Raw genomic sequence first — 26278 nt, 5'->3', positions numbered from 1 at the left:
CCCACAACGATACTCCCCCCACCCCCCAAGGAGGTGAAACGTTATGCCCGGATTAAACGATATCATCGGTCAGGACCAAATAAAAGAATACTTCCAGCGTGCCATCCGCCAGCACAACATTTCCCATGCCTATATACTGACAGGAGAGCCCGGGATGGGCAGAAAGACCATGGCAAATGCCTTTGCCATGACCCTTCTGTGTGAAAGCGGAGAGGAGAGGCCCTGCAGCACCTGCCATTCCTGCCGCCAATTTCTTACAGGAAACCATCCGGATGTGATCCGCGTACATCATGAAAAGCCCAACAGCATCGGTGTGGATGACGTGCGGGATCAGATTGTAAACGATGTGCAGATAAAGCCGTACAGCAGTCAGTACAAGATATATATAGTGGACGAAGCCGAAAAGATGACCGTACAGGCACAGAACGCGCTGTTAAAGACCATCGAAGAACCGCCGTCCTACGCGATTATTTTATTGGTCACCGCCAACGCGGAAGGATTTCTTCCCACCATTCTGTCCCGCTGTATCACGCTGAAGCTGAAGCCACTATATGATAAAGCGATACAGGAATATCTGGAGAAGAATCTTCAAATAGATAAAACGCAGGCCGGAATCTGTACCAGCTTTGCCAGAGGCAATCTCGGTAAGGCCATCCGTCTGGCGTCTTCGGAAGAATTTATGACCATGCGTCAGGAAGTTACGGACCTGCTCAAACAGGTATACCGCATGTCGGTGCTGGACATGCTGGAAACCCTGAAACATATAAAGGACAGCGGCATTGACATCCGTACCTGCATTGATTTTATGAAGCTGTGGTACAGGGATGTGCTGATGTTCAAGGCAACCTGCGATATGAATCTGCTGATATTCAGCGATGAATTTAAATCAATAAACGAAATCGCCAACAAGAGTTCCTTTGCCGGCATTGAAAAGATACTGGAAGGCATGGATAAGGCAAAGGTCAGGTTGGACGCCAATGTAAACTTTGATCTGACCATGGAACTGATGCTGCTGACGATAAAGGAGAATTAGAATGACAAAAGTAATAGGAGTGAGATTCCGGGCCGCCGGCAAAATATACTTCTTCGATCCTGTAAATCTGACGATCAAAAAGGGCCAGAATGTAATTGTGGAGACCGCCAGAGGCGTAGAATACGGATATGTGGTCATGGGCGTGCGCGAGGTCGATGATTCCAGGGTAGTGCAGCCGTTAAAGCCTGTGATCCGCATCGCCACGGAGAAGGACGATGAGATTGAGAGAAAAAACAAACAGAAGGAAAAGGATGCTTTTCAGATCTGTCTGGATAAGATAAAGAAACACGGTCTGGAGATGAAACTGATCGATGCAGAGTATACCTTTGACAACAACAAGGTGCTGTTTTACTTCACGGCCGACGGCCGCATCGATTTCAGGGAGCTGGTCAAGGATCTGGCTTCAGTGTTTAAAACCAGGATTGAGCTGCGCCAGATCGGAGTCAGGGACGAGACAAAGATCCTGGGAGGGGTGGGCATCTGCGGGAGAGCGCTGTGCTGTAACACCTACCTTTCGGAGTTCATTCCCGTATCCATCCGTATGGCGAAGGAACAGAACCTGTCCCTGAATCCTACTAAGATCTCCGGCGTTTGCGGAAGACTCATGTGCTGCCTGAAAAACGAGGAGGACACATATGAGTATCTCAACAGCAAGCTGCCCAATGTGGGGGACTATGTAACCACCGACGACGGATTTAAGGGGGAAGTGCACAGCGTGAATGTGCTCCGCCAGACCGTAAAGGTGGTGGTAACCCTGGAAAAGGATGAAAAAGATATCCGGGATTACAGGGTGGAGCAGCTCAAGTTCAAGCCCAGGCGCAAGAAGGAAAAGGTGAGTTTAAACGCCGCCGAACTCAAAGCCCTGGAAGAACTGGAGAAACAGGATAAATCAGAAGGGAAATCGAAGCTGCAGTAATGGAACGGATAGACGAACTTCAGAGAAATGGATACAGGATTTTACAGGATCCTGATAAGTTCTGTTTTGGCATAGACGCGGTGCTGCTGTCTGGATTTGCCGCGGTGAAAAAGGGGGAGAATGTGTTGGATCTGGGAACCGGCACAGGGATCATCCCCATTCTGCTCGAGGCAAAAACACAGGGCCGACAGTTTACCGGCCTGGAGATTCAGCCGGATATGGCGGATATGGCTGCAAGAAGCGTGTGTCTGAACCGTTTGGAAGAGAAGATCTCAATCGTGAACGGAGATATTAAGGAGGCTTCCGCCATCTTCGGCGGGGCCTCCTTTGATGTGGTGACCTGCAATCCGCCATACATGAGCAACAACCATGGGCTGAAAAATCCCGGGCTGCCCAAGGCTATAGCCAGGCATGAAGTGCTGTGCACATTTGAGGATATCGCCAGGGAAGCGTCCGGAGTGTTAAAATTCGGAGGACGCTTTTATATGGTGCACAGACCCCACAGGCTTCTGGAGCTTCTGGAGACGATGCGCAGATGGAAGCTGGAAGCCAAAAGAATGAAATTTGTGCATCCCTTCGCGGGCAGGGAGGCCAATATGGTATTGATTGAGGCATTTAAAGGAGGCCGGCCCGAGATGCGCATAGAGCCGCCTGTGATTGTATATAAGGAACAGGGCGTATACAGCGACGAGATTTATGATATATACGGCTATTAAAGAATCGGAATAAAGGAAGCACACTGAAGTGTGCGTAGGTCATCAGCCTTCGGCTGGTGACAGGAAAGGAGGGCGTGTATGGGCCAGGGAATATTGTATCTGTGTGCCACCCCCATCGGCAATCTGGAAGATATCACGCTCAGGGTGCTGGATACCTTGAAGACGGTGGATCTGATAGCCGCTGAGGATACCAGGCACAGCATAAAACTGCTGAACCATTACGGGATAAAGACCCCCATGACCAGCTATCATGAATATAATAAAGTGGATAAGGCCGTGGAACTGATCGATAAGATTAAGGCCGGGACAAACGTTGCTCTGATAACGGATGCCGGTACGCCGGGTATATCCGATCCGGGAGAGGAACTGGTGAAGAGATGCCATGATGCGGGGATAGAAGTCACTTCCCTGCCCGGGCCGGCGGCCTGCATCACCGCTCTGACCGTCTCAGGGCGGTCCACGAGGCGGTTCTGTTTCGAAGCCTTTCTTCCGCCGGACAAAAAGGAACGGAAAATGATTCTGGAGAGCCTTAGAGAGGAAACGCGCACGATCATCCTGTATGAAGCGCCCCATCATTTGAAGGATACATTAAAGGAGCTGGTGTCCGTGCTGGGAGAAGGCCGGCCAGTGACCGTCTGCCGAGAGCTGACTAAGAAATATGAAGAGAAAAGGCGCACGACGCTGGGAGAAGCGGCCGGCTATTACAGTGAGGAAGAGCCCCGCGGCGAATTTGTACTGGTTATAGAGGGAAGATCCTTTCAGGAATTGAAGGAGGAAAAGGAACGGTCCTGGGATACGGTGAGTATACCGGAACATATGCGGATTTATCTGGATCAGGGAACGGATAAGAAAGAAGCCATGAAAAAAGTGGCGGCTGACCGGGGAATCAGCAAACGGGATGTCTATCAGGCGCTGATTGAACAATAGAAACCGTTTGAACAAGAAAGAATCCCGCCTGCGGCGGGTCGCTTTAGCGACATTATTCCGTTCCGCCGCAGTGCGTTCCTGCCCGGAGGGCATTTTTATTACATAGGAGAGTTCGGAGAACGTTCCTATGTAATGAAAAAGCTCCCCGTGACGGGAGATATGAAAATCGCTGATTCATATCTCCCGCCACAGAGAGCTTTAAGAGTTTGTTCAGATGATTACTCGATGATCTTGTAACCTGCGAGATTTGCCAAAGCACGGATAGAGTCCCTGGATACCAGTTTCCCCTCATACTCCAGCAGATCATCCGTTTCGCCGGTAAAGATATCGCGGCAGTTATATTTCTTCAGGATGATGCAGTCACCATCTACGAAAATTTCTACCGGATCTCTTTCTTCCAACTGAAAAGATCTTCTAAGCTCGATCGGAAGAGTAACTCTTCCAAGTTCATCCAAACGACGTACAACACCAATAGACTTCATAATAGTCATGCCCCCTAGTCTAAACAAATTTTGCGATTATATTAAACATACCATAGGTGGAATTTGATGTCAACTAATGGAGAAAAAAGTTATGAAAAATTTTGCTTTTTCGACAGCAAAATTTATTTTCTGATTTGATTTTACCATATATTTGTTAAATTTTGTTGAGGAATCTTCCAAAGAAGTGCGATTTGTATCTTTGGGAGATATTTTTTGTTTTATTAAGTAACTAAAAAAATATTGACAGGATCGCCTTTCTGACATATACTTTGATAGTCAAATGATTTGAACGCAAATATATTACAATCGCTCAGAGGATGTATTTTCCTGACCGAGAAAAGCCGGTCAAAAAGCATTGGATGTCCGTCCTATGTAAAAGTTGGCTTTATATAATGCAATCAGATCAAACACAGACGGAATTGGTGGAAAACATGACTGCAAGAATTTTTGGAACCGGCTCTTATCTGCCGGAGGAATATGTGGATAATCACAGCCTGTCTCTTAAGGTGGATACCAGCGATGAATGGATCCGCACGAGAACCGGCATAGCGGGCAGACATATTGCGAAAGAGGAGACGACCAGCCAGATGGCGGCGGCCGCCGCCGACAGGGCTTTACAGCAGTGCGGCTGGAGACCGGAAGAGGTGGATCTGATTCTGGTTGCCACATCCACACCGGATACGCTGTATCCGAGCGTGGCCTGCAGCGTTCAGAAGCTGTGCAATGCGGGTAACGCGGTATGCATGGATATCAATGCGGCCTGCTCCGGTTTTCTGTACGCGCTGGCTACGGCACATGCGTACATACAGTCCGGCATCTGCACAAAGGCTCTGGTGATAGGCGCGGAAAGGCTGTCCGGAGTGCTGGACTGGAATGACAGGAGCACCTGCGTGCTGTTTGGGGACGGTGCCGGGGCCGCCGCGGTAGGCCGTGACGATGCAGGCATTGTGGATCTCGTGATGTTTTCCGACGGCCGGGGCGGGGATGTACTGCAGCTGAAAAGCGGAGGAACTATGACGATGTCCGGCCGTGAGGTCTTCGAGTTTGCGGTGAGAAAAGTCCCGGAATCCATCCGCACGCTGTTGGAGAGAGCGCGCATGGGGGCGGAAGAGGTGGATCACTATCTGCTGCATCAGGCCAATGCGCGGATTATCCAGACAGTGGCGAAAAGACTGAAGGTTTCTGTGGATAAGTTCCCTGTAAATCTGGATCATTGTGGAAACACTTCAGCGGCCAGCATACCGATCCTGATCGATGAGATGAATCGGGAGGGCAGGCTTCTTAGAGGGGAAAAGGTGGTATTGTCCGGTTTCGGAGCGGGCCTGACATGGGGAGCTGTTCTGCTGATATGGTAGCCGCCGCCACAGTTTCAAGTAATACATAAGTGAAAATAAAAGAATAAGGAGAATGAGAAAATGTTTGAAAAAATGAAAGAATTAATCGCAGAACAATTAGGAGCAGCGCCTGAGGACATTACGGTGGATTCCTCCTTTAAGGATGATTTGGGAGCGGACTCTCTGGATTTATTTGAACTGGTGATGGCGCTGGAAGAAGAGTATAACGTGGAAATCCCTTCGGAAGATCTGGAAAATCTCGCCACTGTCGGCGATGTGGTATCCTATCTGAAGGACAAAGGTGTGGAAGAATAAACGGAGGCTGTCGTATGGAGACCAGAATTACAGCGCTATTAAACATAGAATATCCGATCATACAGGGCGGGATGGCATGGGTTGCGGACTATCACCTGGCGGCGGCGGTATCCGCAGCAGGAGGGCTCGGCCTGATCGGGGCGGCAAGCGCTCCTGCATCCTGGGTCAGAGAGCAGATCCGCAGGGTAAAGGAGCTGACGGATAAGCCGTTTGGCGTGAATATCATGCTGTTAAGCCCGTATGCCGAAGAGGTGGCCGCCGTTGTTGCTGAAGAGGGCGTCAGCGTTGTAACCACCGGTGCCGGCAATCCGGAGAAATACATGGAACAGTGGAAGGCCGCAGGAATCAGAGTGATCCCGGTGGTGGCTTCCGTAGCTTTAGCCAAACGCATGGAGAGGTCCGGCGCGGACGCGGTGGTAGCCGAAGGCTGCGAGTCCGGCGGCCATATCGGAGAGACCACCACGATGTCTCTGGTGCCACAGGTGGTGGATGCGGTGAATATACCGGTAATCGCGGCCGGCGGCATCGGGGACGGTCGGGGGATTGCGGCGGCTCTCATGCTGGGCGCCGAGGCTGTGCAGATGGGCACGAGGTTCATCGTGGCAAAGGAATCCAATGTGCATGAGAATTATAAACACCGCGTGCTGGCGGCAAAGGACATTGACACCCAGGTGACCGGCAGAAGCGTCGGGCATCCGATCCGCAGCCTAAGAAACCAGATGACCAGAAAATATCTGAAGTTGGAGGCGGAAGGTGCTTCTTTTGAAGAGCTGGAGCTCATGACTCTGGGCGGGCTTAGGAAAGCTGTGGTGGAAGGCGATGTTATGGGCGGCAGCGTCATGTCCGGACAGATCGCCGGCCTGGTGACAAGGGAACAGACCTGTGCGGAGATGATCCGGGAAATGATGGATCAGGTAAATATGCTGTTTGCGAAGGCGCAGGAGCGCATAAAATAGCTGCTCTGCGGCGGCATGAAAGGATGATGATTGGTATGGGAAAGACAGCGCTTATATTTCCCGGACAGGGAGCGCAGAGAGCAGGCATGGGCAGAGATTTTTACGAATCCTCCGAAGCTGCAAAAAGTGTATATGACCGTGCCGGAGAGCTTTTGGGGATGGATATGAAATCCCTTTGCTTTGAACCGAATGAACTGCTGGATCAGACGGAGTATACGCAGGCTGCTCTGGTTACCACCTGTCTGGCCATGCTGGAAGCGATAAAAGAGAGAAAAAATATCCGGTTTGACGCTGCCGCGGGTTTAAGCCTGGGCGAGTACTGTGCGCTGGCGGCAGCAGGAGCCATGAGCATAGAGGATGCGGTCTGCGTGGTCCGCAGAAGGGGAATACTGATGCAGGAGGCCGTGCCTGCTGGCATAGGGGCGATGTCCGCCGTGATTGGCATGACGGCGGAAGAGGTCCGGGCGGTGCTGCGGGACCTGAAAGGCGTGGAAATCGCTAATTATAACTGCCCGGGGCAGATTGTGATATCCGGCTACAGGGAAGCCGTGGAGGCCGCTGCGGCGCCGTTAAAGGAAGCCGGAGCCAGAAGGGTGCTGCCGCTGAAGGTGAGCGGTCCCTTTCATTCCTGGCTGCTTGAAGAGGCCGGCAGTGAGCTTTATAAGGTGCTGGAACCGGTGGAGCTTAAAGCTCTGTCCGTTCCGTATTTAACCAATGTGGACGCGAATTATGTAAAAGAGACAGACGGGATAAAGGAGTCTCTGGTGAAACAGATCTCCTCCCCGGTGCTGTGGCAGCAGAGCGTGGAAACTATGGCGGAAAACGGGGTGGATACCTTTATAGAGATCGGCCCGGGAAAAACCCTCACTTCTTTTGTGAAGAAGATCTGTAAGGACGCGGTTACCGTCAACATTGAAAAGTGGGAAGATATGGAGAAACTGGCATGAAGGAATTGCTTAAGGACAGAGTTTGTGTGGTAACAGGGGCCGGCAGAGGCATTGGCCGCGCCATCGCCCTTGGCCTTGCAAAGGAAGGCGCCGCTGTGATCATCAATTATAACGGATCGGAAGATAAGGCCAGGTACCTTGCGGAGGAGATACTGAAAGCGGGGGGAAAAGCGGAGGCGGTGCGCTGTGACGTATCGGACCCGGCAGCCTGCAAGGCCTTTTTCGATGATATCATTGGCCGGTACAAAAGACTGGATGTTCTTGTGAATAACGCCGGCATCACCAGAGACAATCTGCTGATGAAGATGTCGGAGGAAGACTTTGACAAAGTTCTGGATATCAACCTGAAAGGCACATTCCATTGTATGAAGATGGTCGCAAGACAGATGTTAAAGCAGAAGAGCGGCAGGATTATCAATCTGTCTTCCGTAGTAGGGATTACGGGAAATGCGGGGCAGGCCAATTATGCAGCTTCCAAGGCGGGCGTGATCGGGCTGACTAAAGCGGCGGCCAGAGAGCTGGCCTCCAGGGGAATCACTGTCAACGCGGTGGCTCCGGGATTTATCGAAACAGAAATGACCGAAGTGCTGTCGGATGCGGCCAGGGATGCGGCGTCCGCCCAGATTCCGTTTCGGCGTTTTGGCAGGGCTGAAGAGGTGGCGGATGCGGTGGTGTTTCTGGCCTCCGACAGGGCGGCTTATATCACCGGGCAGGTTCTGCAGGTTGACGGCGGCATGGTGATGTAAATCAGATATTTGAGAGGTATATGAATGAAGCATAGAGTGGTAATTACGGGCATGGGAGCTGTGACGCCAACGGGCAATATGGTGGAGGAGTTCTGGAACAGTATTAAAGAGGGGAAAGTCGGGATCGGACCGATCACGAAGTTTGACGCCTCCGGATATAAGGCATCTCTGGCGGCGGAGGTGAAGGGTTTTGATCCCAGAAATTATATGGACGTAAAGGCGGCCAGGAGGATGGAACCCTTTTGCCAGTACGCGGTGGCAGCTTCAGCGGAAGCGCTGAAGGATTCCGGCATCTCCATGGAACAGGAGGACCCTTACAGAGTCGGCGTCAGCGTGGGCTCCGGAATCGGAAGCCTGCAGGTGATGGAGAGAGAGCACGCCAAACTGCTGGAAAAAGGGCCTAACCGGGTGAATCCCCTGCTGGTGCCGCTGATGATCACCAATATGGCGGCGGGCAATGTGGCCATCCAGTTTGGCTTAATGGGAAAATGCATCAATGTGGTAACGGCGTGCGCCACGGGGACACACTCTATCGGGGAGGCATTCCGGTCCATACAGTATGGAGAGGCGGATGTCATGGTGGCGGGCGGCACTGAGAGCTCCATAAGCCCCATCGGTGTGGCCGGTTTTGCGGCGCTGACTGCGCTGACCTCCTCTGAAGATCCGTTAAGAGCTTCCATCCCCTTTGATGAAGACAGGAGCGGCTTCGTGATGGGAGAGGGAGCCGGCATCCTGGTTCTGGAATCACTGGAACACGCTCTTAAGCGCGGGGCTGCCATCTATGCCGAGGTGCTGGGATACGGCGCTACCTGTGACGCTTACCATATTACTTCCCCTGCGGAGGATGGCAGCGGAGCGGCAAAAGCCATGGAACTGGCCATGAAGGACGGCAATGTCCTGCCAGAACAGGTGGACTATGTAAATGCCCATGGCACCAGCACGCATCATAATGATCTGTTTGAGACCATGGCCATTCACAAAGCGTTCGGGGATGCTGCAGGCAGGCTGAAGGTGAATTCCACTAAATCCATGGTGGGACATCTGCTGGGAGCGGCCGGAGGCGTAGAGGCGATTGTCTGTGTGAAATCGATTACAGAAGGGTATGTACATCCAACTGTGGGCCTTAGAAAACCCGGGGAAGGCTGTGATCTGGACTATGTGATGGGACATGGAGCGGACATGGATGTTCACTATGCCATGAGCAATTCCCTGGGATTTGGCGGACATAATGCGAGTATCCTGTTTGGCAGATACCGCGGATAATGCAGGGGCGAAAAGAGGTTATCATGGATTTTAATAATATATTGACATTGATTGATAAGGTTTCCTCAAAAGGAAATATCAGCTGTGTGGAAGTGGAAGAAAACGGCATGAGGATTCTGGTTAAGGCGGAAGGACAGCTCACAGGACCGACCGATATGCAGGTGGAAAAAACGGTATGCGCGCATACTGAAGGCGGAGCAGAAAACGAACATGCCGGCGGGCAGCAGGAACCGGCGATGGCCCGGGAAGAGCATTCACCGGCTGCAGATGTAAATATGCCGGCGGAACGCGCGTCGGATCTGGTGGTGACTTCTCCGCTGGTCGGCACATTTTATGCGTCGGCTTCAGAAGGCGGCGATCCCTTTGTAAAGGCAGGGGATCCCGTTAAAAAGGGGCAGGTTCTGGGCATTGTGGAAGCCATGAAGCTGATGAATGAGATTGAAAGCGAATATGACGGCATTGTGGAAGCTGTTTTAATCGGCAACGGACAGATGGTGGAATACGGGCAGCCGCTGTTTCGCATAGCACAGAGATGAAAAGAGGGGTACGATGCTGGGAATTAAGGAAATAGAGGAAATCATTCCGCACAGGCATCCGTTCCTGCTGGTGGACCAGATCGAAGAGCTGGTGCCGGGAGAGCGGGCTGTGGGATATAAATGTGTGACATATCACGAAGAGTTTTTTCGGGGACATTTTCCCCAGGAACCGGTGATGCCCGGCGTGCTCATTATAGAGGCGCTGGCACAGACAGGGGCCGTGGCCATATTGAGCCTTGAGGAAAATAAAGGCAAGGTAGCTTATTTCGGCGCCATCAATCAGGCGAAGTTTAAGCAGAAGGTGCGGCCGGGCGATAAGCTCAAGCTGGAATGTGAGATTATCCGGCGGAAGGGCCCTGTGGGCATAGGAAAAGCCACCGCCTATGTGGACGGGAAAACAGCGGTGACGGCGGAACTCACCTTCATGGTAGGACAGTAAACAAAAAGAGGATTTGACTGATATGATAAGGAAACTTTTAATTGCCAACAGAGGAGAAATTGCGGTGCGCATTATCAGGGCCTGCAGAGAGCTGGGGATCATCAGCGTAGCGGTGTATTCGGAGGCGGACAGGGAAAGCCTGCACACGCTGCTTGCGGATGAGGCGGTCTGCATCGGACCGGCGCCGTCGGCGGAGAGCTATCTGAACGTGGAACGGATCTTGAGCGCCACATTGGCTTCCGGGGCGGATGCGATACACCCCGGTTTCGGTTTCCTTTCCGAAAACGACAGATTTGCAGAGCTGTGCGAAAAATGCAGCATCAAATTCATCGGACCGAAGGCGGAGGTGATCCGCAGCATGGGAAATAAATCCGAGGCCAGAAACACCATGATTGCGGCCGGGGTGCCGGTAGTACCCGGGAGCCGGGAGCCGATCTATGAATGGCCGGAGGGGAAGAAAATCGCCGAGGAGACCGGATATCCGGTCATTGTAAAGGCGGCCAGCGGCGGAGGCGGCAAGGGCATGCGGATCGTGGAACGCCCCGAGGATTTCGAGAACCATTTCCTGACCGCCCAGAGGGAATCCCTAAACGCGTTCGGGGACGATACCATGTATGTGGAGAAATATATTGAAAATCCCAGGCATATCGAATTCCAGATCATGGCCGATGAGATGGGCCATGTGATCCATCTGGGCGAGAGAGACTGTTCGATACAGAGAAAACACCAGAAGATGATTGAGGAGTCCCCCTGTGCGGCGCTGTCTGAAGAGCTGCGGCATGAGATGGGGGAAACGGCCGTGAGGGCTGCTAAGGCAGCAGGCTATACCAACGCGGGCACCATCGAATTTCTGCTGGATAAGCACAAACATTTTTATTTCATTGAGATGAATACCAGGATCCAGGTGGAACACGGTGTAACGGAGATGGTGACGGGGACGGATCTGATCAAAGAACAGATCCGCGTTGCATCTGGCCTGCCGTTAAGCCTTAAGCAGGAAGAGGTAAGGATGACGGGACACGCCATTGAGTGCAGGATTAACGCTGAGAATCCGAACCGCAGTTTCATGCCCTGTCCGGGAAAGATCACCAATGTCCATTTCCCCGGAGGCAACGGAGTCCGGGTCGATTCCGCAATTTATAATGAATATACGGTTCCAGCCTATTATGATTCGATGATATTGAAGCTGATCGTGCATGACAGGGACAGAGACAGCGCCATCCGCAAGATGCGCAGCGCCCTGGGAGAACTTATTATAGAAGGAATCGATACAAACCTGGATTTTCAGTACAGTATCTTCCACCATCCGAAGTATGAGGCCGGTGAGGTGGATACCCACTTTATAGAGGAATATTTTGTATGATGTTAAAGGATCTGTTTAAAAAATCACCGTCTGCGAATTATATAAGCCTGAGTGCGGCAAAGATAAAAGAGCCCAATGTTCCTACGGGAATGTGGAAAAAATGCAACAAGTGCCAGGCTCCGCTCTATACGGAGGACGTCAGAAAGAACCACTATATCTGCCCGAAATGCGGGGGATATTTCCGCATGCATGCCTACCGCAGGATCGAGATGATCGCGGATGAGGGAACCTTTGAGGAATGGGACAGGGGGCTTATTTCAGGCAATCCGTTGAAATACGCCGGCTATGAGAAAAAGCTGGAAGCGCTTAGGGAGAAGACAAACCTGGATGAGGCCGTCACAACCGGTGTATGCAGGATCGGAGGATTCCCGGCGGTTCTGGGCGTCTGCGATGCCAGGTTCCTGATGAGCAGCATGGGCTGGGCGGTCGGTGAGAAGATCACCCGGGCGGTGGAGAGAGCTTCGCAGGAGAAGCTGCCCGTCGTGCTGTTCTGCTGTTCCGGCGGGGCCAGGATGCAGGAGGGGATCGTATCCCTGATGCAGATGGCAAAGACTTCAGCCGCGCTGAAGCGCCACAGCGATGCGGGCCTCCTCACCGTAACCGTGCTGACAGACCCTACAACGGGCGGTGTGACCGCCAGCTTTGCTATGCTGGGAGACATCATACTGGCTGAGCCGGAAGCGCTGATCGGCTTTGCCGGACCGCGCGTCATTGAGCAGACGATCGGCCAGAAGCTGCCGGAGGGATTCCAGCGGTCAGAGTTCCTTCTCAAGCACGGGTTTTTGGATGCGATTGTGGCGAGAGAGGATATGAAGGATACGCTGGCTCATATTTTAAGCCTGCATCAGAGTGGAAAGCGCCTGAATCTGCCGGAGAAATGGCCGCGGAGGATTCAGGGGGAAGAACCGGAGGACGGGAAAGAGCCGGGGGCTGCGGAGAAAAAAAGCGCCCCGGAGGCCGCTTCGCCCTGGGAGCGTGTACAGATTTCCAGGATGGCTTCAAGGCCGTCCGGGCTGGATTATATAGAGCGGCTGTTTACCGGCTTTATGGAGCTGCACGGCGACCGCTGTTATGGTGATGACGGCGCTGTGGTGGGCGGGATCGCCTCTTTTCATGGCGTGCCGGTGACGGTGATCGCGCAGCAGAAAGGAAAGACCACAAAGGATAATATCGCCAGGAATTTCGGCATGCCTTCCCCGGAAGGGTACCGCAAGGCCTTAAGGCTGATGAAGCAGGCGGAGAAGTTCGGCCGTCCCATCGTCTGCTTCGTGGATACACCGGGTGCGTTTTGCGGGCTGGAGGCTGAGGAGCGCGGACAGGGATCGGCAATTGCTGAAAATCTGTTTGAGATGTCCGGCCTTAAGGTCCCCGTTCTGTCCGTCGTAATCGGTGAGGGCGGCAGCGGCGGCGCTCTTGCCATGGCGGTGGCCAATGAGGTGTGGATGCTGGAAAATTCCATCTATTCCATCCTGTCTCCCGAAGGCTTTGCCTCCATCCTGTGGAAGGACAGCAAGAGGGCCCCGGAGGCCGCCAGGGTCATGAAGATCACGGCGCGGGATTTAAAGAAGCTCGGCATCATCGAACGGATTATCGCTGAACCGGGCTGTGCCGGGGAACAGAATCTGCACAGGATCTGCGGGGAAATGGAAGAGTATATGGCCGAATTCCTGCTTAAATATCAGGACATGGAGCCGCGGCAGATCGCGGACCAGAGATATCGGCGCTTCCGCAATATGTGATCCCAGAGCTGAAATGTATGGGACCGTTACAGAGAGGAATAGTGTGTTATGCGTCCATTAAAGATCGGTAAATTAACAGCGTCCGTCCCGTTGATTCAGGGAGGAATGGGGGTGGGAGTCAGCTTATCGGGGCTCTCATCCGCCGTGGCGAACGCCGGAGGCGTGGGAATCATATCCACGGCACAGATCGGATTTCGGGAACCGGATTTTGACGAGCATCCCCTTGAGGCCAATCTGCGCGCCATCGGCACTGAAATAGACAGAGCTAAAAAGGCCGCCCCCGGGGGCATCATAGGCTGCAATATCATGGTTGCAACAAGAAATTACGGGGAATATGTAAAGGCCGCGGTAAAAGCCGGTGCGGATCTGATCATCTCGGGAGCCGGGCTGCCGATCCGGCTGCCGGAACTGACCGCCGGATCGGAAACACTGATTGCGCCCATCGTTTCTTCGGTTAAGGCCGCATCGGTTCTCTGCAGGATGTGGGACAGGAAGTACAGGAAAGCGCCGGATCTGGTGGTGGTGGAAGGACCGAAAGCCGGCGGGCATCTGGGATTTACTGAGGATGAAGCAGAGAACCTGACACAGGAAGCCTACGACGAGGAGATCCGTCGGATCATCGCAGAGGTGAAAACATATGCCGATAAATATCAGCAGGATATACCGGTGGTGACTGCCGGGGGCATCTATGGCAGGGAAGATGTGAAACACAGCTTTCTGCTTGGAGCCGACGGGGTACAGGTGGCCACCAGGTTTGTCACCACCTGGGAATGTGACGCGCCGATGAGCTATAAACAGGCCTATCTGGATGCCGGACAGGAGGATATTGTGATCGTGAAGAGCCCGGTCGGAATGCCCGGGCGCGCCATACGCAATAAATTTATTAAGGACAGAGAAAAGGGCGGCAGACTGCCGGCGGTGAAATGCCATCAGTGTATTGAACACTGCAGGCCCGCCGAGATCCCTTACTGCATTACCGATGCGCTGATTCATGCGGTGACGGACCGTACCGATGAAGCGCTGCTGTTCTGCGGCGCCAATGCCTGGAGATCGGACAGAATAGAGAGCGTAGAGGACGTGGTAAACAGCCTGTTTTGCTGATTTATGGCATGACCTGCAAATCTGCCTCATATGATTAATAGAAATCTATCATGGGCAGGTTTTTGTATGCTGAACATACTTTGGGGAGTCATGATGCTGATCGGCATCATTTGGGGAGCCTTTCACGGGAGGATGGCCGAGGTGACGGAAGGAGCCCTGACCGGGGCAAAGGACGCCGTATCCCTCTGCATCACCATGCTGGGCGTGATGTCCGTATGGACGGGTCTGCTTGAAATAGCAAAAAAGTCCGGGCTCATACAATCCATGACAAAAGGTCTCGCTCCTTTTGTGAATTATATGTTTCCGGAGATTCCGAAAGGCCATCCGGTCAAGGAGGATATCTCCACCAATATTATAGCCAATATACTGGGCCTGGGATGGGCGGCAACGCCGGCAGGGCTTCAGGCCATGAAAGGGTTAGAGGAGCTGAATCCTCATCCGGGCACGGCAACAAAGTCCATGTGTACCTTCCTGATCATCAATATATCCTCTCTGCAGCTGATACCGATCAATATGATCGCCTACAGAAGCCAGTACGGCTCCGTAAATCCGGCGGCCGTGGTGGGACCTGCGCTGGTGGCCACGCTGATCACCACGCTGGTTGGCATAATCTTCGCCAGGATTATGAGCAGAAAGGAGCTGTAGAACATGAAATTCCTGATCTTCCTTTCTGACTTCATCATGCCGCTGATGATCTTTTACATTGTGGCCTACGGCATGCTGATGAAGAGGCCCATCTATGACGATTTTATCACGGGAGCCAAGGATGGGCTGAAAACCGTGGTGGGCATAATGCCTACGCTGATTGGGCTGATGACGGCGGTGGGCGTGCTGCGGGCGTCCGGATTTCTGGACTTTTTGGGGCAGGCCGTATCCGTTGTGACCGACAGGCTCTGCATTCCCGCGCCGGTCATGCCGGTGTTCATCGTGAAAATGTTTTCTTCCTCAGCGGCCACCGGGCTGGTGCTGGACATATTTAAAGAGTATGGGACGGACTCGCCCATCGGGCTGATCACCTCCATCATGATGAGCTGTACCGAGACCATTTTTTACACCATGTCGGTCTATTTCATGGCTGCAAAAGTGAAAAAGACCAGATATACCCTGGCCGGTGCGATGCTGACGACCGTCGTGGGGTTACTGGTCAGTGTGGTGCTCACAGCATGGATGCTGAACTGAAGGATAGCGCTTCGGCGGGAAGGTGTTATGTTGATAAAGCGGCCCGCCGCAAGCGCACCTTTTTTTCAGCTGGTGAGATAATTGCGCATGCTCTTCAGCGCGCTTTTTTCCAGACGGCTCACCTGCGCCTGGGAGATGTTGATCTCGTCGGCAACCTCCATCTGAGTCTTCCCTTCAAAGAAGCGCAGATCGATGATGTGGCGTTCGCGCTCCGGAAGGCGTTTCATGGCTTCTCCCAGGGAGAGCTCTTCCACCCAGCGCTCTTCCCGGTTTTTTTTATCGCTGATCTGATCCATCACATACAGCGTATCACCGCCGTCGGTATAGACCGGTTCATATAAGCTGACAGGGCTTTGTATGGCGTCCAAAGCGAATACGATTTCTTCTTTGCTCAAACCCACTTCTTCGGCAATTTCGCAGATGGTGGGTTCTTTTGCGTTCTTCTTAACCAGGTTTTCTTTCGCATAGATCGCTTTATAGGCGGTGTCCCTGATAGAGCGTGAGACGCGGATGGAATTCCCGTTATCCCTTAAATAGCGCCGGATTTCGCCGATAATCATGGGAACGGCATAGGTGGAGAACTTCACCTCAAACTTGGGATCAAAGTTATCGATCGCCTTCATGAGCCCTATGCAGCCGATCTGAAAAAGATCATCCACATTTTCTCCGGCGCTGGAAAAGCGCTGGATCACGCTCAACACGAGGCGCAGATTGCCTTTAATGTACAACTCTCTGGCTTCCCTGTCCCCCTGGCGGATCCTTTTAAACAGTTCCTCCTTCTCCTGCTCCTTTAAAACAGGAAGCTTGGCGGTGTTCACACCGCAGATTTCTACTTTGTACCCTGCCATACAATTTACCTCCGCATTGAATTCGTTATACAGAAATGATGGACGAAAATTCGGGTATTTATACCTCATGTTCTGAGGTTATAATTTCCTTTTAATTTTGCTTTGGAGGGCTTGACAAATGAGGCCGCGGTTTATACGATACATGAAATAAACAGGTTGACTTTGTCTGTAACTTATGCGGATTTTTACGGTCTTTTATTATGAGGACAAAAAAATTATAAAGGGGGTATGCTATTTGAATGACCAATCCATTCTTGAACTTTACTGGAACAGGAATGAATCCGCGATCAGGGAAACTTCAAAGCGTTACGGAACATATTGCTTTTCTATCGCCCACAACATACTGAAAAACCGGGAAGATTCGGATGAATGTGTAAACGATACCTGGCTTCATGCCTGGAACGCCATCCCGCCTGCCAGGCCGGGCAGACTCGCCTCCTATCTGGGCAGGATCACGCGCAATCTTTCAATCAACAGATATAAGCTGGCGCACGCAAAGAAACGGGGAGGCGGGGTTGTGACCGTCGCGCTGGAGGAACTTATGGAATGCATTCCGGACGGGCAGGAACCCTGCGGTATGCTGGAACTGGAAGAGCTGGCCGGCGCTATTAACAGCTTCCTTTATACACTGCCGGAACGGGACCGCTGCCTGATGCTGGGCAGGTATTGGTATGTGGAACCGGTAAAGCATCTGGCGGGCCGTTTTGGCCTGTCGGAAAACAATGTTAAGGTAATACTTCACCGCAGCCGGGTCCGGCTGAAAGAATATCTGGAAAAGGAAGGGGTGACTGTCTGATGAGGAAATATGAGATAAATGGAAAAAATGCTGCCGGAGACAGAAGTCTGAAATTGTTAGAAGCATTTTCGGCGGTCGACGATAAGCTGCTGGAGCAATACGACCATATAGTGCAGAAGCGTTTAAAGATCTGCAGGTATCGCAGGAAGGCTGCGTTTGTTTGTTCGGCGGCCTTAGCCTCCACGGCGCTGCTTTGTATTATTACGGCGGCGCTCCATATGCAAAGGGGAGGCAATCCTTTAACACCTTCGGCAACAGTACTGCCTGCGGAGGAATCGGAAGAGGGAGAATCGGCAACATCAGCCCACCCTTCTGACGAGCCGGAGGATATAAAACAAAATGCGGCCGAAGAGAATATTTCCGATAATCAGGCTGAAATTACAGAGGAAGGACAAAGGGTCATGGAGGAGGAGCGGATCGGAGATCTGTATCTTGGCATGACAGAAAATGAGCTTATACAACTCCTCGGAGAGCCGAAGGAAATTTCCAACAGCGGTGTTGTGATTGATGAATACGGGTACCGGCGCATCTGCTGGTGGTATGATCTGGGCTCGGACAACATTCAATACCGGGCGGATGTTCAACTGGAGCTGATCGACTGCGGCGACGGCTTTTTCATCAATACCATCTATCTGCTGCCGGAGGCGGAACTGACTCTGCTGTCCGGCATCCGTATCGGAAGCTCTTCCGGGGATGTGGAGAGGGCATATCCAAAGATTGAAAGGGATGAAGCGGGAAGCGGTTATAATATCGGAGGATTGTCAGGACTTCGTTTCTATATGGAGAATGAAACGGTGAAAAATATAGAGCTTGGCAGCCTGATCCCCTATCCCCCGGAAGTCCTGGACAAAAGCCCTGAACCGCTTCCCTATGATTTTGCCAGCGAGCATATAACTGTTTATGTAAAGAGTGAAGATTCCTGGACAGCTGAGGAGCTGAATGGCTGGGAGGTATGTAAGCCAATCGAGGTGATCATGGGGATAGAGGATCTGACAGAGCTTGAGTCTGTTCCTTTACAGCCGATGTATTATCTGGACTTTCACAACGGTACGCTTGCCGTGCTGTACGGCTCTGATGAGTCCGGCAGCATCTATACGCTGTCAGACAGCGGCGGTTTTCAGGAAGCACTGCTGTCGGGAGGTGATACAGCGCAGTATCTTACGCCTGTGAAAGAGGCAGTGCGATTTCCTGCGGATACATTTGCCAGGGTTCAAAGGGCATTGGGCAGATCTGAACAGTGAAGACATAAGCGCGACATATGGCATTGACGGCTGTCTCCTAAAGGACTATACTTAGGGAAACTTATATAAGAACTCAATGGGTACAGTTCACCGGCCCCTGGCCGGAAGTGAGAAGGGAGAGTCCGTTATGTATGCGATTGTATACAGCAGTAAAACAGGCAACACAAAGGCCCTGGCGGAGGCAGCGCATGCTGTGCTGCCGGAGAAAGACTGTGTCTATCTGGGTCCGCCAGATCCGAAGGGCGCCACGGCGGACGACATTCTGGCGGGCTTCTGGACGGATAAGGGAAACTGTGACAAGGACATGAAGGCATTTCTGAAAGGGCTGGAGGGAAAACGCATATTTTTGTTCGGTACAGCCGGATTCGGGGGCAGTGAAGAATATTTTAACAGCATCCTTGAGAGTGTCCGTAAGAATATTCCTAAATCCAATACAATAGTGGGAACCTTTATGTGCCAGGGGAAGATGCCGGCCACCGTAAGGCAGCGCTATGAATCCATGCTTTCCGTGCAGCCGAATAAAATGAAGAGCATGATTAAAAATTTTGACCAGGCGCTGTCCCATCCGGATGAGCAGGATCTCCAAAACATGAAAGAGTCCGTCGCTGCTGCATTTAACTGATCGGTGTGTCTGAATGGGAGGGATTTATGGAAGCATTGCTGATTCTGAATTTGATTATGCCCTTTGTTATGATTCTGGTGGGATATCTTTTAAAAAAGCATCCTGTTTTGGATATGAGCACTCACAACGGTTATAATACTTCTGTTTCACGCAGGTCACAGGAACATTGGGACTATGCCCAGAGTATTGCGCCTGATATATTCCTGTCCCTTGGCAAGGTTCTGCTTGCGGTGGAAACCGTTTTGAGTATTGTGCTGCTGCTGTTTAGGATTCCTGTTTATATTTCGGTAGCTGCAGGCATGTGTATCGGAGTTGCTTTTCTCGTGTTCGGATTTTATAAGACCGATTCAAAGATTAAGGGCAAATTTCATAATGGGTCTAACTAAATAAAGCTGCAAGCAAGCGGTGCTCGGTAAACCTGCCAAGCATCGCTTCTATTTTAATATCTCACGGAATTTTATGGAATGTATTTGCTTTGTTCGTTGTAAAAAATGTAATAATTCAAACAAATATCGTTGTTGATTTTGCGATAACGTGATATACTATACTTGAATTATGACGACGGAGGTGCGTGTATGTACCGAATTGCTATTGAAAAGCTATTAAAATGGAAACAAAGTAAACGCCGCAAGCCTTTAATTATTGAAGGGGCACGTCAGGTCGGCAAGACCTGGCTAATGAAAGAATTCGGCAAACAGGCGTATGCTGATACCGTATATATCAATTTTGATTCAAATTCCAGAATGGCTGAGCTGTTTGCTTCCGATTTGGATACGGAACGCTTAATTATGGGATTGGAGTTATATGCAGGCCGCAAAATTGATCCAGACAATTCTTTATTGATTTTTGATGAAGTACAGGAAGTTCCGAGAGCATTGGCATCTCTTAAGTATTTTTACGAAAACGCCCCGCAGTACCACATTGTATGTGCCGGTTCTTTGCTTGGTATAGCTTTACATCAAGGCACATCTTTTCCTGTGGGCAAGGTGGACTTCTTAAAGCTTTATCCTCTTTCTTTCAAAGAGTTTTTGATGGCAACCGATAAGGACCGTTTTGCCGAGTTGCTTGATAAACAAGACTTCGGGATGATTACAAGCTTTAAGCAAACGTATATCGATGCTTTGAAGCACTATTACTTTGTTGGCGGTATGCCAGAAGTGGTGCAAAGCTTCGCAGAGAATAAAGACTTTAACGAAGTTCGTGAAATTCAAAGGCGAATCCTTGCAGCTTACGAACAAGATTTCTCCAAGCACGCTCCATATGAGATCGTTCCGAGACTTCGTATGTTGTGGAATAGCATTCCTTCTCAGTTGGCTAAAGAAAATAAAAAGTTCATCTATGGTCTTGTCCGTGAGGGAGCTCGTGCAAAAGACTTTGAAACGGCAATTATGTGGCTTGGTGATTGCGGTCTTATTCATAAGGTCAGCCGTGTCAATGCAGCTGGCATCCCTTTGAGAGCATACGAAGACTTGAAAGCATTTAAGCTGTTCGTAGTGGATGTTGGACTTCTGGGGTGTATGGCAGGACTGCGTCAGCGCACGCTGCTTGATGGTAACGGCCTTTTCGTTGAGTTTAAAGGGGCTCTTACAGAACAGTATGTTTGTCAGCAGCTGAAAGCCATCGAGGACTTAGATGTTTATTATTACACCAATGACAGAGGTTCCTGCGAGGTTGACTTTATCGTTGATACAGGCGAGCGTATCGTTCCCGTTGAAGTAAAGGCAGAGGTTAATCTTAGAGCCAAGAGCCTGAAAACCTATCAAGAGAAATTCTCACCGGAAATTTCTATCCGCACTTCCATGTCGGATTACAAAAAAGAAGAATGGCTCGTTAATCTGCCGCTGTATGCGATAGATCAGCTTAAGGCTGTAACCGATGCCTAAAAATATAAAAAATGATAAAATCGCAAAATTACGAAATGGATAAAGCGGGGGTTCTATGCTATGATAAACTGCGAAGTATTCATAAAACAATCTGAGAGCATATAAGGAGGTCATTATGCCAAGGCAGGAACAGAAACTGATGGATGGCTGGGAGTTTGCCTGGGGGAGCCCGGAAGAGAAGAATTACAGGAAGATATGGCTGCCCCACGACTGGGCAATCACTGCGCCTGTTTCCGAGAATATGAAGCAGGGGGCAGCCCAGGGGTTCCGTGACAGATGGGGGATCGGCTGGTACCGCAGGACGCTTACGCTGTCGGAGGTAAAGCCGGATATGATCTATTACCTGATATTTGAAGGAATTTATGAGAACAGCACGGTTTGGGTAAATGGCATGGAGGCCGGCGGCGGGAAATACGGATATACCCGGATCAAACTGGATGTTACCGCCCTTTTGCAGATCGGGGAGAACCGGATTGAGGTAAAGGTGGACAACACACAGTTTCCTGCGGACAGATGGTATTCCGGCGCAGGAATCTACCGCACGGTACGGCTGGAAGCTGTCCCTATAAATCATTTGGAAGAAGAAAAGATACGGATCGTCACAGGGGTTAATGACGGTGTGGGACATGTGAACATAGACTTAGAGTCTGGGGACGATGTTTCTGCGCGGCTGTATGACGCCGGCGGCCGTCTGGCGGCAAAGGCCCGGGGAGGCAGAACGCTTAAACTGGACGTTGAGAATGCGCTGCTGTGGAGCCCTGAAGAACCGAATCTCTATACGCTGAAATTAGACCTGCTGACGGATGGGGAAAGCACGGATGAAGTCAGCGTAAAAGTCGGGATCCGTAGCTTTGAATTCCGGCAGGGAGAGGGCTTTTTCGTAAACGGACGGGAGACCAAGATCAAAGGCCTCTGCGTACATCAGGACGCCGGCTGTCTGGGCACTGCCGTTCCTGCGGAGATCTGGAGGGAGAGGCTTCAGATCTTAAAAAATATGGGCTGTAACGCGATCCGCACGGCGCATCACATCCCTGCGCCAGAGATACTTGATATCTGCGATGAGCTGGGCTTGATGGTCTATGAGGAATGTTTTGATAAATGGACCGGCGGCGCATACGGAAGGTATTATAAAACGGAATGGCAGCATGATTTGGAGTGCATGGTAAGACGGGATCGGAACCACACCTGTATCTTTATGTGGGGCGTTGGAAATGAGGTGGAAAACCAGGGTCAGGATTCCATGCTCGACATATTACGGATGCTGAAACAGCATCTGCTTACGATGGATGATACCAGGCCGGTATCCTGCGCGATGAACCCTCATTTTAAGCGGGAGAGCAATGTGGATCTGTCCAAAGTCAGGGATATCCAGAAGTTTGTGGATGAGGCGGATGACACGGAAATCTATGATCTGGATGAGAAGCTGGAAAGGATACAGCGGATTGCGGAGATTGTGGATGTACTCTGCTGCAATTACCAGGAGCAGTGGTATGAACGCATATATGAGAAAATGCCCGATAAGCTGATCCTGGGAACCGAAACCTATCAGATGTTTCATGGGCACATGCTCCAGATGCAGAATTACGGCACGGAAAATCCCTGGATGGATGTGGAAAAACACAGCTACGTGATCGGAGGAATGATCTGGACCGGCATCGACTATCTGGGTGAATCCATGGGATTTCCCGCCAAAGGGTGGTCCGGAGCGCTGATGTCCACCAACAATCAGCTGCGGCCCAGCGCATATCTGATGAAGAGCTATTGGACGAATGAACCCATGGTATATTTTGCGGTGATGGATTATTCCTTTGCGGATGAGGGAGTGAAGGAGCACTGGGATATTCCGAGATATATCAGCCACTGGCACTTCCCGCAGATGATCCGCAGTGTGGTTCCCTATATGATCGCCACCAACTGTGAAGAGGTTACGGTGGAGGTGAACGACAGGACCTATTATATGAAGAGTCCCAAGGAGTGCGAGAGCCGGATGATCAGCGGTTTTCTGCCTTATATACCGGGAACGGTAAAGGTGACGGGATACATAGGAGGCAAGGCGGCCGCTAGCCAGACCGTAAAAACTCCTGGATGTGCGGCAAAGCTCATATTTGACAGGCCGGAGCAGACTGTAACGGCAAAAGAGAACTATCAGATGCTTTTGACCGTGAAAGCAGCAGACAGAGAGGGTAATCCGGTGGTGAGGGAAAGCGCGAAGGTCACATTCCGTGTGGAAGGGCCTGCGGAAATTGTCGCTGTGGATAACGGTGATCTTTGCGGGAGCGAGCCTTATAACAGCAGCTTTATGCATATGTACAGAGGCTGCGTGAGCGCTGTGATACGCCTGACCGGAGAGCCGGGCAGGGTAAAAGTGACCGCATATGCGGACGGCCTGTATGAGGGCAGCGCGGTGATTGCGGTAAACAGCCCAGAGTAGGGAAAGGATACCGGAAATGGAGAATGTGATCGATTTTCATGTGCACCCTTATTTATCACAGACGGAATGCCTGGGTATGTACCGGGAAAGCTTTTATTTGGATCCGATGGAGGCGCGCCGTGACCTGGAAGAATCGGGAATTATGCATATCTGCGGCTCCGTCATTGAAAACGGCACCTATACGTCTGACCGGGGGTTTGAGTATTTCAGGGAGCTTAACCGGAAAGCGCTGAAGCTTCAGGAAATCTACGGCGGTTTCTATACCCCCGGAATTCATGTGCATCCGGATTATGTAAAGGAGTCCTGTGATGAGATTGAATATATGCACGGACGGGGCGTAAGGCTGATCGGAGAACTGGTGCCCTATTCCCATGGATGGAATGATTATTCCTGCAGAGGGCTGGCAGAAATCCTGGACACAGCCGAGCAGTACGGCATGATTGTCAGCTACCATACTATGGGAGAGGACCGGCAGATAGAGGACATGATTGCCGGACATCCCGGGATCATCTTTGTGGCGGCTCATCCCGGCCAGAAGGGAGATTTCCTGAAGCATATTGACCGTATGAAGCGCTATGAAAATGCGTGGCTGGATCTGTCCGGAACCGGCCTCTTCCGCTACGGCATGCTGGTACACGGCGTGAATGAGGCGGGCTTTGAACGGTTCCTGTTCGGCACGGACTATCCGATCTGCAACCCGCGTATGTACGTGCAGGCGGTGCTGCAGGAGCACATATCCGATGAGGCGAAGGAGTGCATCCTGTGGGGCAATGCACGAAGGCTACTGGAATAAACGCCGATTTTGCGGCAGAAGGAAAAAAAGATGAATTACATAAATCCGATATTAAGAGGCTTTCATCCGGACCCCAGCATATGCAGAGTCGGGGAGGACTATTATTTGGTGACCAGCTCATTTGAGTATTTTCCCGGAATCCCGCTGTATCACAGCAGGGATTTGGTAAACTGGAAGCAGATCGGCAACTGTGTAGACAGGATCAGCCAGATGCCCCTAAGCGGGACGGCGGATTCCGGCGGCATATGGGCGCCGACAATCCGGTATAACGACGGGACCTTTTATGTGACGGCGTTTATCCTGGGAAAAGGGAATTTTATTATTTCCACAGAAGATATAAACGGAAGCTGGTCCGATCCGGTATGGATCGCCATGGACGGCATCGATCCGTCCATATACTTTGAGGACGGACGGGCGTATTATTGTACCAATGCCAGGGAGCATCCGGACAGAGAGGAAATCTCCATGGCGGAGATCGATATTCGCACCGGCAGACTGAAAAGCGGTATAAAGGCGCTGTGGACCGGAACCGGAGGAGGCTATATGGAGGCTCCTCATGTGTACCGCATAGGAGAGTGGTATTATCTGCTCACGGCCGAAGGGGGCACCGATGTCAACCATACGGCCACTGTTGCGAGAAGCCGTACACTGTGGGGACCTTATGAGGGATGCCCGGATAATCCGATTCTGACCAACCGGAATGACACTTCCAGAAATGTGCAGTGCGCGGGGCACGGCGATCTGTTCCAGGATCAGCGGGGGAACTGGTGGATGGTCCATCTGGGCACCCGCCTGTCCAGAAGAACCATGTCGTATCTGGGCCGAGAAACATTTCTGGCTCCGGTGCGCTGGGAGGACGGCTGGCCCGTTGTATACGAACACGGCCGCGCCCTCATCAGCTGTGACGCTCCGCTTTGGGCAGCGCAGCAGGAGCGTAAGGGCCTGGCCTTTGACTTTGCGGACAAAGAGTGGGAGCCACAGTGGCTGTTTTTAAGGCAGCCTGATCCGTCCATGTACGAAAGGGGCGGGGGAAGGCTGCGGCTGCACCCGGCACCGGTATCCTTTGAGAGCCTTACAAGTCCGGCCATGGCTGTGGTTATACCCCTTGATTTTGAATGCCGCACGGAGACGCGATGCCGGTTTGAGCCAGAAAAAGCCGGGGATGAAGCCGGCATGATTCTGTATCTGCAGTCTGATTTTCACTACCGGATCTGTAAAAGGAGAACGGACAGGGGAGACTTTGTGACGGTGGAAAAGAAAGCGGAGGATTTCATCCAGACCGCGTATGAGGCGGCTGTGGAGAAGGGAGATATCCGGTTCAGAATCGATGCTGATAAAGAGTCGTTTCATTTTTATTATGCGGTGGGTGATGGGCCGTTTCAGTTTGCCTGCAGGGTGTCCACCAGATTTTTGTCCTGTGAAGTTGCCGGCAGGTGCTTTACCGGACTGCTGACGGGAATTTATGCTTTATGTGAAGAGAAAACCGGCGCGGCGGCGGATTTTTACGAATTTTTCATGAATTAAACTAGTACTAGTGTGCTGACACGTTTACGTACACTAGAATCTGACGGCGGTACTGAAATAAAAAATTTCAGGGCCGCCGTCTCCTACTTAACAGGTATATGAGAAAATGGACTGTCAATACAGCTTTGGTTGGACGCATAAATCCGAA

The 26278-nt window shown here is 51.5% G+C and carries 27 protein-coding genes; 25 read left to right on the top strand and 2 right to left on the bottom strand.

Annotated features, from left to right (window positions below; all coding sequences use genetic code 11):
* Positions 1-43 precede the first annotated feature (43 nt).
* The 4 genes from holB (at position 44) to rsmI (ending at position 3592) form a co-directional block, all read left to right on the top strand.
* Positions 44-1033, top strand: coding sequence for a DNA polymerase III subunit delta' (gene holB / locus DWZ56_RS18505; RefSeq protein ID WP_118558087.1), 990 nt, complete (start codon positions 44-46; stop codon positions 1031-1033).
* Position 1034: 1 nt separating this feature from the next.
* Entirely contained in the window at positions 1035-1949 is a 915-nt protein-coding gene (locus DWZ56_RS18500; RefSeq protein WP_118558086.1) for a PSP1 domain-containing protein, read from the top strand.
* Entirely contained in the window at positions 1949-2665 is a 717-nt protein-coding gene (locus DWZ56_RS18495) for a tRNA1(Val) (adenine(37)-N6)-methyltransferase (RefSeq protein WP_118558085.1), read from the top strand. The genes DWZ56_RS18500 and DWZ56_RS18495 overlap by 1 nt, the downstream gene beginning before the upstream one ends.
* 78 nt (positions 2666-2743) lie before the next feature.
* On the top strand, positions 2744-3592 hold the full coding sequence (rsmI, locus tag DWZ56_RS18490) for a 16S rRNA (cytidine(1402)-2'-O)-methyltransferase (RefSeq protein WP_118558084.1): 849 nt from the start codon (positions 2744-2746) through the stop codon (positions 3590-3592).
* 218 nt (positions 3593-3810) lie between these two features.
* Here the strand turns inward: rsmI and DWZ56_RS18485 are convergent, their stop codons facing one another.
* On the bottom strand, positions 3811-4074 hold the full coding sequence (locus DWZ56_RS18485) for an AbrB/MazE/SpoVT family DNA-binding domain-containing protein (RefSeq protein ID WP_118558083.1): 264 nt from the start codon (positions 4072-4074) through the stop codon (positions 3811-3813).
* A 431-nt stretch (positions 4075-4505) separates the two neighbouring features.
* Here DWZ56_RS18485 and DWZ56_RS18480 point away from each other — a divergent pair, with 431 nt between their 5' ends.
* The 13 genes from DWZ56_RS18480 to DWZ56_RS18420 all read left to right on the top strand — a co-directional run bounded on the left by DWZ56_RS18480 (position 4506) and on the right by DWZ56_RS18420 (position 15992).
* Entirely contained in the window at positions 4506-5429 is a 924-nt protein-coding gene (locus tag DWZ56_RS18480) for a beta-ketoacyl-ACP synthase III (protein WP_118558082.1), read from the top strand.
* Positions 5430-5489: 60 nt separating this feature from the next.
* Positions 5490-5723, top strand: a complete 234-nt coding sequence (gene acpP, locus DWZ56_RS18475) for an acyl carrier protein (protein ID WP_118558081.1) — start codon at positions 5490-5492, stop codon at positions 5721-5723.
* Positions 5724-5737: 14 nt separating this feature from the next.
* On the top strand, positions 5738-6679 hold the full coding sequence (gene fabK / locus DWZ56_RS18470; RefSeq protein WP_118558080.1) for an enoyl-[acyl-carrier-protein] reductase FabK: 942 nt from the start codon (positions 5738-5740) through the stop codon (positions 6677-6679).
* Between the two features lie 35 nt (positions 6680-6714).
* The gene (gene fabD, locus DWZ56_RS18465) at positions 6715-7626 is read left to right on the top strand and encodes an ACP S-malonyltransferase (RefSeq protein ID WP_118558079.1); all 912 of its coding nucleotides are present in this window, start codon (positions 6715-6717) and stop codon (positions 7624-7626) included.
* Positions 7627-7631: 5 nt separating this feature from the next.
* Positions 7632-8372 carry a 3-oxoacyl-[acyl-carrier-protein] reductase gene (gene fabG / locus DWZ56_RS18460; protein WP_118558094.1) on the top strand — a complete coding sequence of 247 codons (741 nt, stop codon included), beginning with the start codon at positions 7632-7634 and terminating at the stop codon, positions 8370-8372.
* A gap of 24 nt (positions 8373-8396) precedes the next feature.
* Positions 8397-9635, top strand: a complete 1239-nt coding sequence (gene fabF / locus DWZ56_RS18455) for a beta-ketoacyl-ACP synthase II (RefSeq protein WP_118558078.1) — start codon at positions 8397-8399, stop codon at positions 9633-9635.
* A 23-nt stretch (positions 9636-9658) separates the two neighbouring features.
* Positions 9659-10171, top strand: a complete 513-nt coding sequence (accB, locus tag DWZ56_RS18450; RefSeq protein ID WP_118558077.1) for an acetyl-CoA carboxylase biotin carboxyl carrier protein — start codon at positions 9659-9661, stop codon at positions 10169-10171.
* A gap of 13 nt (positions 10172-10184) precedes the next feature.
* Positions 10185-10610: a 3-hydroxyacyl-ACP dehydratase FabZ gene (fabZ, locus tag DWZ56_RS18445; RefSeq protein ID WP_118558076.1), complete on the top strand. Its 426-nt coding sequence runs from the start codon at positions 10185-10187 to the stop codon at positions 10608-10610.
* Between the two features lie 22 nt (positions 10611-10632).
* Entirely contained in the window at positions 10633-11973 is a 1341-nt protein-coding gene (locus DWZ56_RS18440) for an acetyl-CoA carboxylase biotin carboxylase subunit (RefSeq protein WP_118558075.1), read from the top strand.
* Complete coding sequence (locus tag DWZ56_RS18435) at positions 11973-13712, top strand: acetyl-CoA carboxylase carboxyltransferase subunit alpha (RefSeq protein ID WP_118558093.1); 1740 nt, start codon at positions 11973-11975, stop codon at positions 13710-13712. The genes DWZ56_RS18440 and DWZ56_RS18435 overlap by 1 nt, the downstream gene beginning before the upstream one ends.
* Positions 13713-13760: 48 nt before the next feature.
* A complete protein-coding gene (locus DWZ56_RS18430) occupies positions 13761-14813 on the top strand; it encodes an NAD(P)H-dependent flavin oxidoreductase (protein WP_118558074.1) in 1053 nt (350 codons plus the stop codon).
* Positions 14814-14879: 66 nt separating this feature from the next.
* Positions 14880-15458: a nucleoside recognition protein gene (locus tag DWZ56_RS18425; protein WP_118558073.1), complete on the top strand. Its 579-nt coding sequence runs from the start codon at positions 14880-14882 to the stop codon at positions 15456-15458.
* Positions 15459-15461: 3 nt separating this feature from the next.
* On the top strand, positions 15462-15992 hold the full coding sequence (locus tag DWZ56_RS18420) for a spore maturation protein (protein ID WP_118558072.1): 531 nt from the start codon (positions 15462-15464) through the stop codon (positions 15990-15992).
* A gap of 65 nt (positions 15993-16057) precedes the next feature.
* Here the strand turns inward: DWZ56_RS18420 and sigG are convergent, their stop codons facing one another.
* A complete protein-coding gene (gene sigG, locus DWZ56_RS18415; protein ID WP_118558071.1) occupies positions 16058-16840 on the bottom strand; it encodes an RNA polymerase sporulation sigma factor SigG in 783 nt (260 codons plus the stop codon).
* Between the two features lie 235 nt (positions 16841-17075).
* On the opposite strand from sigG, the gene DWZ56_RS18410 reads away from it, so the two are divergent.
* The 8 genes from DWZ56_RS18410 (at position 17076) to DWZ56_RS18375 (ending at position 26130) form a co-directional block, all read left to right on the top strand.
* A complete protein-coding gene (locus DWZ56_RS18410) occupies positions 17076-17636 on the top strand; it encodes an RNA polymerase sigma factor (RefSeq protein ID WP_118558092.1) in 561 nt (186 codons plus the stop codon).
* Entirely contained in the window at positions 17636-18877 is a 1242-nt protein-coding gene (locus tag DWZ56_RS18405) for a hypothetical protein (protein WP_118558070.1), read from the top strand. The genes DWZ56_RS18410 and DWZ56_RS18405 overlap by 1 nt, the downstream gene beginning before the upstream one ends.
* Positions 18878-19004: 127 nt before the next feature.
* Entirely contained in the window at positions 19005-19499 is a 495-nt protein-coding gene (gene bilS / locus DWZ56_RS18400; RefSeq protein WP_243095361.1) for a flavodoxin family protein BilS, read from the top strand.
* Between the two features lie 26 nt (positions 19500-19525).
* The gene (locus tag DWZ56_RS18395; protein WP_118558068.1) at positions 19526-19885 is read left to right on the top strand and encodes an SdpI family protein; all 360 of its coding nucleotides are present in this window, start codon (positions 19526-19528) and stop codon (positions 19883-19885) included.
* A 189-nt stretch (positions 19886-20074) separates the two neighbouring features.
* Positions 20075-21382, top strand: a complete 1308-nt coding sequence (locus DWZ56_RS18390; RefSeq protein ID WP_118558067.1) for an ATP-binding protein — start codon at positions 20075-20077, stop codon at positions 21380-21382.
* A gap of 115 nt (positions 21383-21497) precedes the next feature.
* Positions 21498-23813, top strand: a complete 2316-nt coding sequence (locus DWZ56_RS18385; RefSeq protein WP_118558066.1) for a glycoside hydrolase family 2 TIM barrel-domain containing protein — start codon at positions 21498-21500, stop codon at positions 23811-23813.
* Between the two features lie 16 nt (positions 23814-23829).
* Positions 23830-24606, top strand: a complete 777-nt coding sequence (locus DWZ56_RS18380) for an amidohydrolase family protein (protein ID WP_118558065.1) — start codon at positions 23830-23832, stop codon at positions 24604-24606.
* Positions 24607-24636: 30 nt separating this feature from the next.
* Complete coding sequence (locus tag DWZ56_RS18375; RefSeq protein ID WP_118558064.1) at positions 24637-26130, top strand: glycoside hydrolase family 43 protein; 1494 nt, start codon at positions 24637-24639, stop codon at positions 26128-26130.
* Positions 26131-26278: the final 148 nt, after the last annotated feature.

Origin of the sequence: Lachnotalea sp. AF33-28 (genome assembly GCF_003477885.1) — a bacterium.
In the GTDB taxonomy this organism is placed as follows: Bacteria; Bacillota; Clostridia; order Lachnospirales; family Lachnospiraceae; genus AF33-28.
The sequence above is the reverse complement of the archived record's forward strand: the minus strand, read 5'-3'. Positions and strand labels throughout refer to the sequence as shown.

Bases quoted from the DNA above. Each gene is read 5' to 3' on its own strand.
- acpP (WP_118558081.1), top strand. From the start codon at position 5,490: ATGTTTGAAAAAATGAAAGAATTAATCGCAGAACAATTAGGAGCAGCG.
- DWZ56_RS18500 (WP_118558086.1), top strand. From the start codon at position 1,035: ATGACAAAAGTAATAGGAGTGAGATTCCGGGCCGCCGGCAAAATATAC.
- DWZ56_RS18485 (WP_118558083.1), bottom strand. From the start codon at position 4,074: ATGAAGTCTATTGGTGTTGTACGTCGTTTGGATGAACTTGGAAGAGTT.
- DWZ56_RS18425 (WP_118558073.1), top strand. From the start codon at position 14,880: ATGCTGAACATACTTTGGGGAGTCATGATGCTGATCGGCATCATTTGG.
- DWZ56_RS18480 (WP_118558082.1), top strand. From the start codon at position 4,506: ATGACTGCAAGAATTTTTGGAACCGGCTCTTATCTGCCGGAGGAATAT.
- DWZ56_RS18380 (WP_118558065.1), top strand. From the start codon at position 23,830: ATGGAGAATGTGATCGATTTTCATGTGCACCCTTATTTATCACAGACG.
- DWZ56_RS18440 (WP_118558075.1), top strand. From the start codon at position 10,633: ATGATAAGGAAACTTTTAATTGCCAACAGAGGAGAAATTGCGGTGCGC.
- DWZ56_RS18430 (WP_118558074.1), top strand. From the start codon at position 13,761: ATGCGTCCATTAAAGATCGGTAAATTAACAGCGTCCGTCCCGTTGATT.
- holB (WP_118558087.1), top strand. From the start codon at position 44: ATGCCCGGATTAAACGATATCATCGGTCAGGACCAAATAAAAGAATAC.
- DWZ56_RS18435 (WP_118558093.1), top strand. From the start codon at position 11,973: ATGTTAAAGGATCTGTTTAAAAAATCACCGTCTGCGAATTATATAAGC.
- bilS (WP_243095361.1), top strand. From the start codon at position 19,005: ATGTATGCGATTGTATACAGCAGTAAAACAGGCAACACAAAGGCCCTG.
- DWZ56_RS18385 (WP_118558066.1), top strand. From the start codon at position 21,498: ATGCCAAGGCAGGAACAGAAACTGATGGATGGCTGGGAGTTTGCCTGG.
- DWZ56_RS18375 (WP_118558064.1), top strand. From the start codon at position 24,637: ATGAATTACATAAATCCGATATTAAGAGGCTTTCATCCGGACCCCAGC.
- DWZ56_RS18495 (WP_118558085.1), top strand. From the start codon at position 1,949: ATGGAACGGATAGACGAACTTCAGAGAAATGGATACAGGATTTTACAG.
- DWZ56_RS18405 (WP_118558070.1), top strand. From the start codon at position 17,636: ATGAGGAAATATGAGATAAATGGAAAAAATGCTGCCGGAGACAGAAGT.
- sigG (WP_118558071.1), bottom strand. From the start codon at position 16,840: ATGGCAGGGTACAAAGTAGAAATCTGCGGTGTGAACACCGCCAAGCTT.
- rsmI (WP_118558084.1), top strand. From the start codon at position 2,744: ATGGGCCAGGGAATATTGTATCTGTGTGCCACCCCCATCGGCAATCTG.
- fabF (WP_118558078.1), top strand. From the start codon at position 8,397: ATGAAGCATAGAGTGGTAATTACGGGCATGGGAGCTGTGACGCCAACG.
- DWZ56_RS18390 (WP_118558067.1), top strand. From the start codon at position 20,075: ATGTACCGAATTGCTATTGAAAAGCTATTAAAATGGAAACAAAGTAAA.
- DWZ56_RS18420 (WP_118558072.1), top strand. From the start codon at position 15,462: ATGAAATTCCTGATCTTCCTTTCTGACTTCATCATGCCGCTGATGATC.
- fabZ (WP_118558076.1), top strand. From the start codon at position 10,185: ATGCTGGGAATTAAGGAAATAGAGGAAATCATTCCGCACAGGCATCCG.
- fabK (WP_118558080.1), top strand. From the start codon at position 5,738: ATGGAGACCAGAATTACAGCGCTATTAAACATAGAATATCCGATCATA.
- fabD (WP_118558079.1), top strand. From the start codon at position 6,715: ATGGGAAAGACAGCGCTTATATTTCCCGGACAGGGAGCGCAGAGAGCA.
- DWZ56_RS18395 (WP_118558068.1), top strand. From the start codon at position 19,526: ATGGAAGCATTGCTGATTCTGAATTTGATTATGCCCTTTGTTATGATT.
- accB (WP_118558077.1), top strand. From the start codon at position 9,659: ATGGATTTTAATAATATATTGACATTGATTGATAAGGTTTCCTCAAAA.